Genomic DNA, 15,486 nt, shown 5'->3' on the forward strand with positions numbered 1-15,486 from the left:
AGCCATGACGAGCAGCTTCGTATCGCGCCGCCGCGCAATGATCACAACGGCCTTCAGCGCCCTGGCGCTGGCAAGCCTGCCGCACCTGGCCCAGGCGCAAACGGCAGATCAACCGGAAGCACAAGAGGCAGAGCCGGCAGAGATCATCGTCAGCGCCCGCCGCCGCGAGGAATCGCTGCAGGAAACCCCCGTGGCCGTCACGGTGTTCAGCGGCGAGGCGCTGGAAGACCGCCAGATCACGCAGACCCAGGACCTTGAACGGTTCACGCCCAGCCTGCAGTTCAAGCCCGCGGGCCAGCTTTCGGGCAACAGCGCGGCAGCGGTGGTATTCATCCGCGGCATCGGCCAGCTCGACCCCACCGCTGCGGTCGATCCGGGCGTCGGCGTCTATATCGACGATGTCTATGTCGGCAGGTCGGTCGGCGGAACCATCGAACTGGGCGATATCGCCAGCGTCCAGGTTCTGCGCGGACCGCAGGGCACGCTGTTCGGGCGCAACACCATCGGCGGCGCGATCCTGGTCAAGACCCGCGAGCCCGAGTTCGACGCCTTTTCCGGGCGCAGCCGGCTTCGCACGGGCGAGGACAATCTGATCGAGGGGTCGACCGCGCTCAACCTTCCGATCACCAGCAATCTGGCCGCCCGGGTCTCCGGCGGTTTTCGCAAGCGCGACGGCTATGTCCGGCGCGCCTTCGATGGGCTGCGGCTGGGCAATGACAATGTCTACACGCTCAATGCCGCACTGAAATGGGAGGCATCGCCGAGCTTCAATCTGCTGCTGCGCGGAGATTATACCGAGCGCAACGAGAATGGTGCGCCTTTCGTCTTTGCCGGAATCAACGAACAGGCCCCGGTTCCCGCGATCGCCAGTGTCGGGGCGGGATGCCCTGGCGCGACGATCCCGTTCGCGCCGCTGACCCCCGGCAACCCGCGCTTCGGCGCGCCCAATGTGCCGCTGATCAACGATCCGCGCTGCGCCAACGATTTCTACAATCGCGGGCCCTATGTGAATGGCGGCACCGCCCCGGTTCTGAGCACGTCCAAGGTCTGGGGCCTGTCGGCAACGGCCAGCCTCGCGCTCTCCGAAGCCCTGACGGTCAAGAGCATCACTGCCTATCGCGACACGCAATCGCGCGGCGTCCGCGATGCCGACAACACCCCGTTCGTCATCCTGACCACCGATGTCGGGGCGCAATCGCAGCAGTTCAGTCAGGAAGTGCAGCTGCAGCTCGACAGCGGCCCGGTGAACGGCATCCTGGGCGCCTATTATTTCGATGAGGACACGGACGAACGCGCCTCGGTTCCGATTTCCTTCCCGCCAACCCCCGCAGTGATCGGTTCGATCCTCGCCGGTGGGCCGGGAAGCCGCGACCTGCAGCTGTCGGCGCTTGAAACCAAGTCCTTTGCGATCTTCGGCGAGGCGACCTGGGAGGTGTCCACGGGCCTCGAGCTGACCGGCGGGCTTCGCTATACCGAGGATCGCAAGACCTATCAGGGCACGGTGCTGAACCTGTTCCCGTCCACCCGCCCCGATCCCAACCCGCTGCCCACCCTGGCGATCCCGCAAGGCGGACCGCTGTTCATCTTCCCGACCCCCAATCGGGAGACCTTCTCGGCGCTGACCGGTTCGGCAAGCGTGCGCTATCAGGTGGCCGACTGGCTGAGCACCTATGTCTCCTATGCGCGCAGCTTCAAGTCGGGTGGCTTCAACACCCGCTACAACGCGCCGCCTGCAGGCAATGTGCCGATCCCGTTCGATGAGGAAACGGTCGACAGCTACGAACTCGGCGCGAAGATGGATTTCGGTGCGCTGCGCCTCAATCTCGCGGCGTTCCAGGCGGATTATCAGGACATCCAGCTGATCTTCCGCGCCGGCCCGGTGCCGCTGCTGTTCAATGCAGGCAAGGCGCGCATTCGCGGGTTCGAGGCCGAAGCCTCGTATCGCAGCGGCGGCTTCTCGTTGGAGGCGTCGATGAGCATGCTCGACGACGACATCCTGTCGATCACCGCCATACCGGGTGCGACCGCAACGGTGCTGCCGGGCGACGATCTTCCGCTGACGCCATCGTTCCAGGGCAGCTTTGGTATCGCCTATGATTTCCAGCTGACCGACACGTTGCAGCTGACGCCGCGCTTCGACGGATCGTACAGTTCCTCAGTGGTGTTCATCACCGGAAGCGTTCCGGAAATCGAGCAGGATGCCTATTTCGTTGCCAATGCGTCGCTCACGCTGGCGCATGAAGATGGCTGGAAGCTGCAGGCCGGACTTACCAACCTGTTCGACGAACGCTATCTGGTGCAGGGCAACGCATCGCTGGCGACCTTGGGCTATGCCGAGCGGATCTTCGCCCGCCCCCGCCAGTGGTTCATGCAGGCCAGCTTCCAGTTCTGACGCGCGGATCGACAAGGCCCTGACCGCCGTGAAGCGGCCGGGGCCTCCCGCCGCTTCACGGGGCTTCGGCCATTTGCAGGACGTCGGCTGCGGCGGGCGCCCCATCGCGACCGGGAAGCACGCCCTGGCGCGATGCCAGCCTGAGCTGTTCGACAAAGGCGGCCTGCACGAGCGTCGGTTGCCAGCCGGATCGCGTCATCATGCCGATCGTCCTAGTCAGGCCTGCAGGCGCATTGGCGATCCGGTGCAGCCATTGGGTCGACAGCTCGATGGCCACCTGGTCGGGGGACAGCACCGTCAGGAAATCGCTGGTGATCAGCAATTGGCGGATGGCGACCACCGACCCGCACTCGATCGGCACGGTCGGCAACGCAAGGCCAGCCTGTTCGAACATCGCGCGCCACTGGCCATAAAGCGGAGTGCCTTGCGGGGACACGATCCACGGGAAGCTGGCGAGGTCCGCCATGGTCGGGTCGCAATCGGCCAGCGGATGCCCCCTGCGCCCGATGATGGCCGGGCGATCGAAGAACAGCGGCTCCTGCTCCACGTCATTGCCGGGCGGCGGATCTCGCAGCGCCCCGACGATCAGGTCAAGATCGCCATCGCGCAGCGGCTCGATCAGCTCGAGAAACGCGCCTTCGGTGATGACGATGCGGACGCCCGGATAGAGCGCATGAAAGGCGGCGACCGCCATGGGCAGAACGCGGGCCCGCGACAAGGGCATTGCACCGATCGTGATCTTGCCGACTTCGCGCCCCTTGAGCGTTTCGATTTCTGCCAGGCCTGATAGCAACTCTGCCCGCGCGAGCCGAAACGCGCGGATCATCCGCCAGCCATAAGCGGTAAAGCCGATGCCCTTGCCGCGCCGCTCGACCAGCGTGTGGCACAACGCAACGGCAAGATCGGCCAGCGCCCGGTGCAGCGTGGGTTGCGAAAGCCCGGTCAGCGCGCTGGCACGCGCATAGCTGCCGCCTTCGGCCAAAGCCAGCAGCGCCCGCACCTGCGCCATGGTCACGCGCGGACTGCCGATATGGTGCAGCGCGCGCTCGATCCGCGGAGCGAGCAGCATCGCCGCCTCGGTCGGCTGCATCCCTTCGGGCAGTCGGCTGAACAGTGCGACGCCAAGCTGTGCCTCCAGCTTGAACAATCCCTGGGTGATCGCGGGTTGCGATATGCTGACAGCCTCGGCCGCTGAGCAGATACTTCCCAGGCGCACAATCGCGGCAACTGCTCTCAAATGGCGCAGATTCCAGTTATCCATCATAACAATTTAGCATGGACCCGCGGACGGAACCAACCACGGCCATCACATTTCAGGGCGACGCGACAAATATGCCACGATCGGTGGAATCGTCGTGCGCCAGAATGGCTGAAATGGTGCGCCGCCTGCCGCTAATGGACGGGCGGTACGGGTTCCTCGTAGCGCTCGAATACGCCGAGCCCGACAAAGCTCACCGCCGCACCGGTCAGCCCATCGACCAGATACACGGTGTCGCCCGCGCACAGCAGCGGTCCGTGCCGCCGGATCAGCAGCACCTGGCCTTCGCTCAGATGGCGTGCGCCGCTGCGCAACCGGTTGATGAAGCGGGTTCGCCGCGACAATTCATAGACGATGCCGGTGCCCCGGATGATCCGGGTCGAGCGGACGCGGTCGAGCGCGATGCAATCGGTGCTGGCGACCACCTCCATCACAGGCGCAGGACCGGGCATGGGGGGCACGAAGACGATCTCCCTGGCCAGCGCACTGCCGGACGCGGATGCGACCTGCAGCGCGGCGGCGAGAACAATCGACACAAGCGTCAAACCTGCACTCCCAGACCGCCCCGGGCTGCGAAAAGCACCTTGAGAGAAGGACTAGCAACAACACTTCTCTCAAGGTGCACCGGGTCCAGGGGGGCATTTGGACCAGTTCAAGCCAGCCGGGGTTCGAGGCTGGTTGCATGGCGAAGACGGCACCGGGCGGCCAATCCCGCATGATTTTCCCGCGTTCGCATAAAAAAATCGTCCCGCGCTACGGTTTGGTGTAGCTGGCGACGTCTATGGGCAGGGACCACATCCGGATGGCCCCCATGTTTCACCCGAGTCCGAACACTTGACGTCAACACACGGCCTTCAAGCCCTATTGCTGGCTGAGCGGGATGGTTTCCTCCGCTTCCTCCGCGCGCGCGGGGCAGGCGATCTGGCCGAGGATATCGTGCAGGACACCTGGCTGCGGCTGGCCTCGCTGAACACCGAGCCCATTGCCGATCCGCGCAGCTATCTGTTCCGCGCGCTCAACAACGTGATGCACGACCGGTACCGGTCCGCCCAGCGATCGCGCAAGCGCGATGGCGAATGGCTTGAAATCAACAGCGATTCCGGCGGCGCATCGGATGCGCCCATGCCCGATCGCGCTCTGGCCGCCAGGGCAGCGCTTGCCCAGGCCGAAGCAGCGCTCAGGGCCGAAGGCGAACGCGTGCTGGATATCTTCCGCCTGTTCCGCATCAACGGCATGGGCCAGCGCGCCATCGCCCAGCATCTGGGGCTCAGCCTCAGCACGGTCGAGAAGGATCTGCAAAAGGCCTATCGGGCGCTGATCCGCCTCAGGGAGACGCAAGATGCGGAATGAGCGTGGCGGTGACGTCCCCGGTGCAGGATGGACAGCATGACAGACACAGACGAACGGATCCGCCAGGAGGCGCTGGAATGGGTGCTGGCGTCGCAAGAGGCCGACTTTGCCGGATGGCAGGCGCTGACCGACTGGCTGGAGGCCGATGCGCGCCACAACCCGGCCTATGATGCCGCGATGGCGGCTGGCAGCTGGATGGCCGATCTGACGGCAGCGGCTGCACCGCGTCTGCCGGTCGCGGCCAACGACAGCGAGGACGCGGTGCCTGGACACAGCCGGAGCTGGCGGAGCGGCTATCTGGCGCTGGCCGCGGCCATCGTCGCGGTTTTGCTGATCCCGCTCTGGCAGCTGCGCCCGCAGCCCTATGTCGTCACCACGCCCAACGGCCAGACGCAGAGCATCGCGCTGGAGGACGGCAGCCGCATCCTGCTGAACGGCGGAACACGGCTGGCGCTCGACAAGGCCGAACCGCGCTTTGCCCGGCTGGAACGCGGCGAAGCGATGTTCATCGTCCGCCATGACAGCGCCGATCCGTTTGTCGTCGAGGCAGGCGATGTGCGGCTGGTCGATATCGGCACCGCCTTCAACGTGGTCCGCCAGGGCCAGTCGATCGACGTCGCGGTGTCAGAAGGCGCGGTGATCGTCAATCCCGAGCAGGAGAAGGTACGGCTTGACCCCGGTCGCCGGGCGCAGATTGACGGGGCGACGGGGCGGATCATCGTGTCGGACGTGGCGACCAGCCATATTGGCGGCTGGCGATCGGGCCAGATCAGCTTTGCCGATGCGCGGCTGGCCGAAGTGGCGCAGGCGCTGGAACGGACGCTGGGTACCAGGGTGGCGGTCTCGCCCGCCCTGGCCGAAGCCCGGTTCAGCGGAATCTTGCAGGTGGCGGGGCGCAAGGCCGACGCAATGCCGCAGATCGCGCCGGTGCTCGGCGCGCGCGCGGTCCGGCGAAAGCAGGGCTGGGAACTGGTGAGCATAGATGCACAGCCGTAAATGCCTGCTGGCGGCATTCTGCCTGCTGGCGGCACCGACACAGGCGCTGGCAGACGCACCTGCACGGGTCGATATCGCCCCCGGGCGGCTCGATAGCGCCATCGTCACGCTGGGACGCCAGGCGGGGATCAGCATCGGCATAACCGACCGCCAGCTCGGCGCGCAGCGCGTGCGCAGACTGCGCGGCGTGATGAGCGCGCAAGAGGCGCTGCGCCGCCTGCTCGACGACAGCAATGCGCGCGCGGTGCGGCTGTCTGCCCGCGACTGGCGGATCGTGCGCGCAGCCCCTTCGGCCCGGCCGAGCGGCACGCCGCTGCGCCTTGCGGTCGCGGCGCCCGCCGAGCCGGTGGAGGCGGCGCCCGAAATCGTCGTCACCGGTGTCCGCACATCGGGCGACTTGCTGGCCAGCCGCGAACAGGGCCTGATCGCACTCGACGGCAGTTTTGCGATCGACGCGCACAACCGCGGATCGGATGCACTGGCCGAGCGCGTGCCGGGGCTTGGCTCGACGCAATTGGGGCCGGGACGCAACCGGCTGTTCCTCCGCGCGATTGCCGATACGAGCTTCAACGGGCCGACCCAGGCGGTGGTCGGGCAGTATCTGGGCACCGCGCGGCTCAACTATAACGCGCCCGATCCCGATCTGCGCCTGATCGACCTCAATCTGATCGAGGTGCGCCAGGGACCGCAAGGGACGCTTTATGGTGCGGGCACTTTGGGGGGTGTCATCCGGCTGCTGCCCAACATGCCCGATAGCCGCGAATGGCAGGCGGCGCAGTCCGCCTCGCTCGCCGCGACCTGGCATGGAGAGCCGTCCTTCGATGCCAGCGCGATGGTGAACATCCCGCTGATCGAGGGCAAGGCGGGGCTGCGTGCGGTGGTCTATGCCGGGCGCGACGGCGGCTATATCGACGACCGGCTGCGGCAGCGCGACGATATCAACCGGGTGCACACCACCGGCGGGCGGATCATCGGCCGGCTTGAACCGGGTAACGGCTGGACGATCGATCTGCTCGCCACCGCGCAGACCATCGACGGGCGCGACAGCCAATATGCCGACAGGCTGGGCGACCGGCTCGACCGCGCGAGCGCCTTTGCCCAGCCCTTTGCCAACAGGTTCCGGCTCGGCCAGGCATCGATCGGCAAGGAATGGGATGCGTTCGAGCTGCTGACCACCACCACGGTCACCGGGCTCGATCTGGACGAAACGTTCGACGCGACCGAAGCGGGGGGAAGCCCCAGCCTGTTCCGCCAGCGGGCCGAAACCCGGCTGATCGCCAACGAAACCCGGCTTTCGGGCATGACCGATGGCGGGCTGAACTGGCTGGTGGGGGGCCAGTTGCTTGACAACCGCTATCGCATCCGCCGCGCGCGCGGCGAACTGGCGCGGGTCTCGGCCATATCGGGGATCGAGAACCGGGTGGAAGAGGCAACGGCCTTTGCCGATCTGGCACTGCCCGTGACCCGGCGCCTCGTCCTGATGGCCGGCGGGCGGCTGACCCATGCGCGGCTCTCCGGCAAGGCGCTGGAGACGCCGCTGACGCTCGATGCGTTTAGGGTCGCCCCGCGCCGCAGCCAGACCGCCTTTCTGCCGAGCGCAGGGCTGCGCTATCGCTTTTCCGACGCCCTGTCCGGCCATGTCCGCTATCAGGAAGGCTTCCGCCCCGGCGGCATCAGCGTGCGCGACGACATGATCCGCCATTTCCTGCCCGACAATGTCGCCGCGATCGAGGCCGGGCTGGCGCTGGCGCAAGGCAATTTCAGCGCGGATGCGACGCTGTCCTTCACCCGCTGGCGCAACATCCAGGCAGACCTGATCGATGCCGACGGGCTGCCCGCTACCGAGAATATCGGCGATGGCCGCATCGTCACGCTCGATGCCAATATGGCGTGGCAACCGCTGCCCGGGCTGACGCTCGAGGCATCGGGGGTCTGGGCCGACAGCCGCCTTGTCACGCCATCGTCGCGCATCTTCCTTCTGACCCTCGCCCGCAATTCCGCCGCTGGCACTGCCGTTCCCGAAGGCGCCGTCGTGGTCGACAGCGACGATCTGCCCAATGTGGCGCGATGGTCGGGGCGGCTGGGGGCAAGCTGGAAGACTGAGACCGCGCGCGGCGAGACGCTGACCCTGGGCGGGTCGCTGCGCTATGTCGGCACCTCGCGGCTGGGAATCGGCCCGGTGCTGGGCGTGCGCCAGGGCGATGTGCTCGACACCAGCCTCTCGGTCGAGCTGGCACGCAATGGCCGGTCCTTCTGGATCAGGGCATCGAACCTGCTCGACAGCCGGGGCAATCGCTTCGCGATGGGGTCGCCCTTCACCCTGGCCCAGGGCGACCAGATCACGCCGCTGCGCCCCCGGACCATCGCTATCGGGGCCGATTTCTCCTTCTGAATCCGAACTTTCCAAAAATAATGCAACTGCATGACATTTGCAGTGCGGGTTTCATGTCCCGGCATCGTCTGGGTGAGTGAACACACTCCCCCTCCCCCGATAGCTGAAAGGACGATCATGCGCCTCTTGCTGGCCTGCACCTGCCTGACCCCCGTTACCCTGCTTCTCCCCCTGCACGGCGTGCTTGCCGAGACCACGGTCGCCACCGCGCGCACCACCCCGATTGCCACGGGCAGCGCGAACAATGGCAGCGCCGACAGCGTGACGATCACCTCTGCCGGATCGATCAAGCCGACCTCCGGCGTGGCGGTGACCATCAACAGCAACCATGCAGTGACCAACGAAGGCACGATCCAGCTGACCGATGCCAATAATGCCGCGGGCATCGTCGCCAATGCCGGGGTTACCGCCACCATCACCAACAAGGGCAGCATCACGCTCGATGAAGCCTACAAGCCTGCCGATAGCGACAAGGACGGCGATCTCGACGGCCCACTGGCGCAGGGCCAGAACCGCTTCGGCATCCGGACGCTGGGTGCGTTCAACGGATCGGTGGTGAACACCGGCACCATCGCGGTGGCGGGGAATTCCAGCGCCGGGATCAGCCTGGAAGGACCGTTGAACGGATCGCTGACCCATGGTGGGGCGATCACCATTGTCGGCGACAACAGCGCCGGCATCCGCGCGGGTGTGGTCACGGGCAATGTCGCGCTGACCGGCAGCGTTTCTGCGACCGGCTCCAATGCCGTCGCCATCGATCTTGCAGGACCCATCGGTGGCGCGCTGACGATCCAGGGTGCGGTGAGCGCGACCGGCTATCGCAGCACCACCGCGCCTGCAGATGCCAGCAAGCTGGATGCCGATGACCTGCTGCAGGGCGGTCCAGCGCTGCGCGTGGCGGGATCGGTGGCAGGCGGCATCCTGTTCGATGCGCCGCCCAGGGACCTGAAACCCGATGACAAGGACGAGGACAAGGACGGCATCGAGGACGCCAAGGAAGGCACGGCCAGCGTCATCGCCTATGGCGCAGCGCCTGCCGTCCGCATCGGATCGGCCAGCCAGGAGATCACGATTGGCGCGGTCGCAGGCACGGCGGCTGCCGGCAACGGCATCGTCAACAATGGGCGGATCGAGGGCAATGGCGTCTACAAGGATGTCGCGGCCACCGGCATGGCCATTGGCGGGCTGGGCCAGAAGACCGTGATCGCAGGCGGCATTCTCAACAACGGCACCATCGCGGCCAAGTCCTCAGGTGGCAATGCGACGGCGCTGCATATCGGCAGCCTCGCCACCGTCCCCGCGCTGGTGAACAGCGGCACGATCGAGGCGACCGGCGGCAATGGCGCGACGACGCAGGCGCGCGCGGTTGTCATCGAGAATAGCGGATCGATGACCCGGCTGACCAATAGCGGCCGGATCGCTGCATCCGCTGCAGCCGACAGCACCGCCGCCGCCATCATCGACCTGTCCGGCAAGCTCGCGACGCTGGACAATAGCGGCACGATCAGCGCGACGGCTGCCAAGCCGGGCGAAGGCAAGGCCGTGGCGATCGATCTTTCGGCCAATGCCACCGGCGCGACCGTGCGCCAGACGGCGGCCAGCGCAGGCGCCAAGCCCTCGATCACCGGCGATATCCGGCTGGGCTCGGGCAATGATCTTGTCGAGGTCTCTGCCGGGTCGATAACTGGTGCGATGCGCTTTGGCGCGGGCAACAACCGTCTGCTCGCCAGCGGCGATGCTGCGCTGGCCGGCAATGCAAGCTTCGGCAGCGGCGCGGACATGGTGCAGCTTTCGGGCAAGGCGAGCCTTGCAGGCGCGCTCGATCTGGGCGGCGGGGCGGATACGCTTTCGCTCGGCGGAACCTCGCTGTTTCGCGGTACGCTGGCGGGTGCAGGCCAGGCTGCGGTCACGATCGCGGGGGGCACGATGCAACTGACGGCACCGGGCAATGTGCAGCTGGCATCGCTGGCGGTGTCCGACAAGGGAACGCTCGGCGTCACCATTGACGGCAAGACCGGCACCGCAACGCGCATCGCCGTGGCGGGCAGCGCGACCATCGCTGCCGGTTCTAAGCTTGCGGTCAACCTCACCAGCATCGGCAAGTCTGCCGGCAGCTATCAGATCCTCACCGCAGGCCAGCTGACCGGCAGCGCCAATCTGGCGAGCACCGATGTCGTGCTGCCCTATCTGTTCACCTCGACGGTGACCGGCAATGATGCCGCCGGGCTGGTGACGATCACCATCAAGCCCAAGGCCGCCAGCGAGCTTGCGTTTTCGCAGTCCCAGGCGCGCGCCTATGACGCGGTGTTCAAGGCGCTCGACAATGACGCCGATGTGGCGGCGAGCATGCTGGCCACTACCAAGGCGGAGGAGGCCCAGGCGGTGATGCAGCAGATGCTCCCCGATCATGCCGGGGGGACGTTCGCCACCGTGACCCAGGGATCGCGCGCGACCGCCCGCTTCCTCACCGATCCGGCTGCGGCCTATAGCGACCAGGGCAATTGGGGCTTTTGGCTGCAGCAGACCGTCTGGGGCAGTCAGAAGGATCGCGGCCAGACCGCATCGTTCGACACATCGGGCTGGGGCGCGACCGGCGGAGTCGAACTGAAGGCAGGCGATTTCGGCAATATCGGGCTTTCGCTGGCCTATCTGAACGGCCGCAACGACAACAAGCAGACCAGCGGCGAAATCCGCGCGGACCAGTTCGAGCTGGCAGCGCACTGGCGCGGTCAATGGGGTCCGGTGCGTGCTTTCGTGCGGGGTTCGGCAGCCAAGGTCGACTTCGGCGGAACCCGCCGCTTTGCCCAGATGCTGAACGGCAAGCTGGTCGAGCGCAACGCGCAAGCGGACTGGTCGGGTGATCTGTTCAGTGCTTCGGCGGGGCTGGGTTATGAGGCAAAGATCGGCAAGCGGCTGGTCCTGCGCCCCACCGCCGTGATCGACTATTACCGGCTTGACGAGAACGGCTATACCGAAACCGGCGGCGGCAATGCCTTCAACCTCACGGTCGACATGCGCAGCAGCGACGAGATCGCCGTCAACGGCACGCTGGTGGCGGGCTATGCCTTCGGCAGCCTGAGGCCGGACGATGTCTGGGTGCGCGCCGAGATCGAGGGCGGGCGTCGGCAGATCATCGGCGGATCGATGGGCACGAGCACCGCGCGCTTCAAGGACGGAGCGGCCTTCACGCTGCTGCCCGATGCCCGCAGCGATGGCTGGATCGGCTGGCTGCGCCTGGTCGGTGGCCAGCAGGGCTTCACCCTGGCAGGCGAAGTCGGCGCAGAAGAGCTGTACGGCAACGTCGCCCTGAATGCGCGCGTATCGCTCAGGGTCGGCTTCTGACGGCAGCGCCCGGCCTGCCCGTTGCCCGCCCAGCTTTCGGGCTAGGCGACGGCCGGGCCGGGTGACGCTGGCCGATGCCTGCAGACGACAAAGGACTGAAATCCAAGATGAGATAATCAGCCCGGCGATCCCTGATCGGCTGCAGCGCGCCAGTCGCTGATGCAGATTGCCGGCCTGTTTTCTGAGGGTTTGTCATGACGCTATCCAGCCTGTTCTCGCCTTGCACCATCGGCCAACTGAATCTCGGATCGCGTCTGGTGATGGCACCGATGACGCGGCGGATGAGCCCCGGCGGAATGCCGGGCGCCGATGTTGCGGATTACTATCGCCGCCGCGCAGAGGGCGGCGTGGGCCTCATCATTTCCGAAGGCACCGGCATTGCCGATCGGGCAGCCCTGGCCGAACGCGGCGTTCCCGAATTTCACGGCACGGCGCTGGCTGGCTGGGCCGATGTATTGCACAGCGTCCATGCTGCCGGGGCCTGTATGTTTCCGCAGCTCTGGCATGTCGGCAGTGCACGCAAGCCCGATCAGACCGACACCCCGGCTGTCCCTGCGGTGTCCCCGTCCGGCCTGTTCGCACCCGGCAAACCCAATGGCGAAGCGCTGGATGAAGCGCGGATCGCCGCGATCATTGCAGCCTATGGCGATGCCGCGGCCGATGCGATGCGGCTGGGCTTTGACGGCATAGAGCTGCATGCGGCGCATGGTTATCTGATCGATCAGTTCTTCTGGGGACCGACCAACCAGCGCAGCGACATCTGGGGCCGTGAACCCTGGCGTTTCGCGCAGGAGATCATCCGCGAATGCCGCCGCCGCACCAGCGCGCAATTCCCCATCTGTCTGCGGTTCTCGCAATGGAAGCAGCAGGATTATCCCGCCCGCCTGTTCGATACGCCTGCGTTGCTCGAACCCTTTCTGGCGGCGATGGCCGATGCCGGAACCGACATTTTCCATTGTTCCACCCGCCGTTTCTGGGAGCCCGAATTTGCCGGCAGCCGGATGAATCTGGCCGGGTGGACGCGCAAGCTTTCAGGAAAGCCCGTGATCACCGTCGGCTCTGTCGGGCTGGACGAGGATTTTCTGGTGACCCGCGTCGGCGATGATCCGGTGCCGGACAGCGCGCGGCTCGATCTGCTCGGCGATATGCTGGCCAGCGGAGAGATCGATCTGGTCGCCGTCGGACGGGCGCTGATCGGCGATGCGCATTGGGGCAACAAGGTGCGCGACGGGCGCTTCGACCAGATCACGCCGTTCACGCGCGAGGCACTGGCGCGGCTCGACTAGAGCATTTTCAAGCGGCATCAGACAAAAGAGCGTTTTCGCTCAATGTGAAAACGCTCTAGCCCGGATTGAACAGCAGCGTCTGCCCGCCGGTCGCGAGCAGATCGCCCTGCTCGCTCCACAGATCCACCCTGCCCTGGGCAAAGCCCGATGCCGCCGCCGTGATCGTGATATCGGCCAGACACCAGCCCGGCGGAGCGCTGCGCACCATGCGCAGACTGTTGTCGATGCTGTTGCCGCCGCCGGGCCGGCCACTCACCCGGCCCAGCGCCACCGGAATGAAATCGGCAAACAGGGCAAGGCTCGTGGTATCGATCGGCCCCATCGCCTTGCGCCGCAGCCAGAACCGGGCGCGTCCGGTGGGCAGACCATCCTCGGCAAGCTCGCGAACCTCGATGGCCTCAAGGAAATGCGCGTTGTCATCCTGGCGCGGCAGGCTGGTGCTCGGCAGGCATTGGTCGGGCGGCGGTACAAGCGGCGCTGCAAGCCATTGCTGGTCGGCAAAGCCTGCCCGTTCGCCCAGGGTCACGCCCGCCAGCAACACCAGACGGTCGTCCACGCGCCCGCTGACCTGCACCTGTGCAAGCGTTCGGCCCGCCTGAAGGATGTCGACTGCCAGGTGAAGCCTGGCCCCCAGCGGGGTGAAGCTGACGAACTGCAGCGCACCCTGCACCACGGGGCGCTGCACGGTCTCGGCCGCGGCATCCAGCGCCAGGGCCAGGCACGCGCCGCCGAACAGATAGGCGTGGCCGGGCGGACCGACCGCCAGCGCCGGTGCAATTTCGATGGCAAAGCGGCCATCGTCCAGGCTCAGAAGATCGGGAAAGGCAGCGGTCATCTAGGCTCGCGCAAAGGAATAGACAGGGTCATCGGGCCAGCGCCCGCCCACCGGCTTGCGCGCGCCAAACCGCTCTGCCTCGGTCCCCGGCGGCAGCGGCATTTCCTCGACCCAGTCGAACACCACCAGCCGGTTGAGCACGCGCCATTCGCCGTCGCGCTCGACGAACCAGTCGAGATAGCGCCCCTTCATGTCCCATTGGGTCAGCTTGCCATCAGCGCCCGGCTGACGCTGGAAGGCGGAGAAATAGCTCTCGACCGCCGCGCCGCCCTCGCGGAACTCGATCAGCACATTGTGGATCTGGTGAATGCCGCGCTCGATATGCGGCAGCATCTTCATCGCCCAGTCGATAAAGCCCTCTGCGCTGCCATTATAGGGCCCGTGATTGTCGGTGCCGTCGGGCCAATAGGCAGAGCGCAGCATCGCCTCGTCCGCGCGATCGATGCCGCGGCAATAGCGCATCAGACAGTCGCGGATGCGCTCGCGCGCGATCAGCTCGGCAACCAGCGGGTCGGAAACGGCGGTCATGCGGCAAACCTCATGCGATGGTGATCGATGGAACCGTGCGCGATGGCAAGCATCATCTGACGCTTGAGGTGATGGCTGACGATCAGCTCGTCGCTGAACCCCACCCCGCCGTGCAGCTGCACCGCTTGCTGGCCGACATAGATGCCGCATTCGCTGATCCGCACCTTGGCGGCCGACACCGCGCGCTGGAATTCGGCATCGCCCTTGGGGATCGACAGCGCGATATGGCACAGCATGGCCCGCGCCTCCTCGCACGCTACGGTCATGTCGACCATTCGGTGCTGCAGAACCTGGAAGCTGCCGATCGGCTTGCCGAACTGTTCGCGGGTGCGCAGATAGTCGAGCGTGATCGCGCTCACCGCCTCCATCGACCCCACCGCTTCAGCGAGATAACCGCAATTCGCCCGCGCCACGGCGGCCTCGATATCGGCCAGCGCATCGCCCTGGCTCCCGATCAGCTGCCCCGTGATGCCATCCAGCTCCAGACGGGCGTGGCGGTGGCCGTCAATGCTGCGGAACCGCTCCAGCCTGAGGCCCGGCGCGCTGGCGGAAACGAGGAACAACGACAGCCCATCGCGATCCCGGACGCCACCTGCGGTGCGCGCCGGCACGATGAACCATTGGGCATCGCCGCCATCTTCGACATGCGCCTTGGCACCATTCAGCGTCCACTCGTCACCCGATGCGGTCGCACAGGTAGCGACATGGTGCAGATCATAGCCGCCATCGTCTTCCAGCAGCGCCGCAGCAGCGATCGCCTCGCCGGTGCCGATCTGCTCGATCAGGCGGTGCTGCGCCGCGCCGCCGCGCGCCAGCAGCGCCGGGGCCAGCACGCAGCTTGCCATATAGGGGCCAGGAACCAGGTTGCGGCCAAAGCCTTCGCCCAGCGCCATCAGCTCGATAATGCCGCCGCCCAGCCCGCCGCATTCCTCGGCAATCGGCAGCAGCAGCCAGCCGAGCTCGGCCATCTTGGCCCAGGCGCTCGCCTCGCCACTGCGCCCCTGCTGGATCAGCCGGTGACGTTCGGTCGGCGGAAAATGCTCCTGGCCAAAGCGCAGGACGCTGTCGAGCAGCATCGCCTGCTCGTCGGAATAGGTGAAACGCATC

General features: G+C 66.4%; 11 protein-coding genes. 6 read left to right on the plus strand and 5 right to left on the minus strand.

Translation table 11 applies throughout. The annotated features are described in order from the left end of the window. The first annotated feature begins 4 nt into the window (after positions 1-4). Positions 5-2,392: a TonB-dependent receptor gene (locus tag OU999_11240; GenBank protein ID WAC22334.1), complete on the plus strand. Its 2,388-nt coding sequence runs from the start codon at positions 5-7 to the stop codon at positions 2,390-2,392. A gap of 55 nt (positions 2,393-2,447) precedes the next feature. Here OU999_11240 and OU999_11245 read toward each other — a convergent pair whose 3' ends face one another. After that, a complete protein-coding gene (locus OU999_11245) occupies positions 2,448-3,656 on the minus strand; it encodes a LysR family transcriptional regulator (GenBank protein ID WAC22335.1) in 1,209 nt (402 codons plus the stop codon). Positions 3,657-3,784: 128 nt separating this feature from the next. Beyond that, the gene (locus OU999_11250; GenBank protein ID WAC22336.1) at positions 3,785-4,186 is read right to left on the minus strand and encodes a hypothetical protein; all 402 of its coding nucleotides are present in this window, start codon (positions 4,184-4,186) and stop codon (positions 3,785-3,787) included. Positions 4,187-4,514: 328 nt separating this feature from the next. Between OU999_11250 and OU999_11255 the strand changes: the two genes are divergently transcribed. The 5 genes from OU999_11255 (at position 4,515) to OU999_11275 (ending at position 13,016) form a co-directional block, all read left to right on the plus strand. Continuing rightward, the gene (locus tag OU999_11255; GenBank protein WAC22337.1) at positions 4,515-5,000 is read left to right on the plus strand and encodes a sigma-70 family RNA polymerase sigma factor; all 486 of its coding nucleotides are present in this window, start codon (positions 4,515-4,517) and stop codon (positions 4,998-5,000) included. Between the two features lie 36 nt (positions 5,001-5,036). Next, positions 5,037-5,996 (plus strand): FecR domain-containing protein, encoded by a 960-nt coding sequence (locus OU999_11260; GenBank protein ID WAC22338.1) that lies wholly within the window; start codon positions 5,037-5,039, stop codon positions 5,994-5,996. Continuing rightward, entirely contained in the window at positions 5,983-8,388 is a 2,406-nt protein-coding gene (locus OU999_11265) for a TonB-dependent receptor (protein WAC22339.1), read from the plus strand. The genes OU999_11260 and OU999_11265 overlap by 14 nt, the downstream gene beginning before the upstream one ends. Positions 8,389-8,505: 117 nt before the next feature. Continuing rightward, positions 8,506-11,730 carry an autotransporter domain-containing protein gene (locus tag OU999_11270; protein ID WAC22340.1) on the plus strand — a complete coding sequence of 1,075 codons (3,225 nt, stop codon included), beginning with the start codon at positions 8,506-8,508 and terminating at the stop codon, positions 11,728-11,730. Between the two features lie 194 nt (positions 11,731-11,924). Beyond that, positions 11,925-13,016 carry an NADH:flavin oxidoreductase gene (locus OU999_11275; GenBank protein WAC22341.1) on the plus strand — a complete coding sequence of 364 codons (1,092 nt, stop codon included), beginning with the start codon at positions 11,925-11,927 and terminating at the stop codon, positions 13,014-13,016. Positions 13,017-13,071: 55 nt separating this feature from the next. Here OU999_11275 and OU999_11280 read toward each other — a convergent pair whose 3' ends face one another. Genes OU999_11280 through OU999_11290 form a run of 3 tightly spaced genes read right to left on the minus strand, consistent with a single transcriptional unit; the run spans position 13,072 to position 15,485 of the window. After that, on the minus strand, positions 13,072-13,851 hold the full coding sequence (locus OU999_11280) for a thioesterase family protein (GenBank protein ID WAC22342.1): 780 nt from the start codon (positions 13,849-13,851) through the stop codon (positions 13,072-13,074). Then, complete coding sequence (locus OU999_11285; protein WAC22343.1) at positions 13,852-14,379, minus strand: nuclear transport factor 2 family protein; 528 nt, start codon at positions 14,377-14,379, stop codon at positions 13,852-13,854. Beyond that, positions 14,376-15,485, minus strand: coding sequence for an acyl-CoA dehydrogenase (locus OU999_11290; GenBank protein WAC22344.1), 1,110 nt, complete (start codon positions 15,483-15,485; stop codon positions 14,376-14,378). Before OU999_11290 ends, OU999_11285 begins: the two co-directional genes overlap by 4 nt. Position 15,486 lies beyond the last annotated feature (1 nt).

The organism is Blastomonas sp. SL216 (genome assembly GCA_026625625.1).
Lineage (GTDB): Bacteria > Pseudomonadota > Alphaproteobacteria > Sphingomonadales > Sphingomonadaceae > Blastomonas.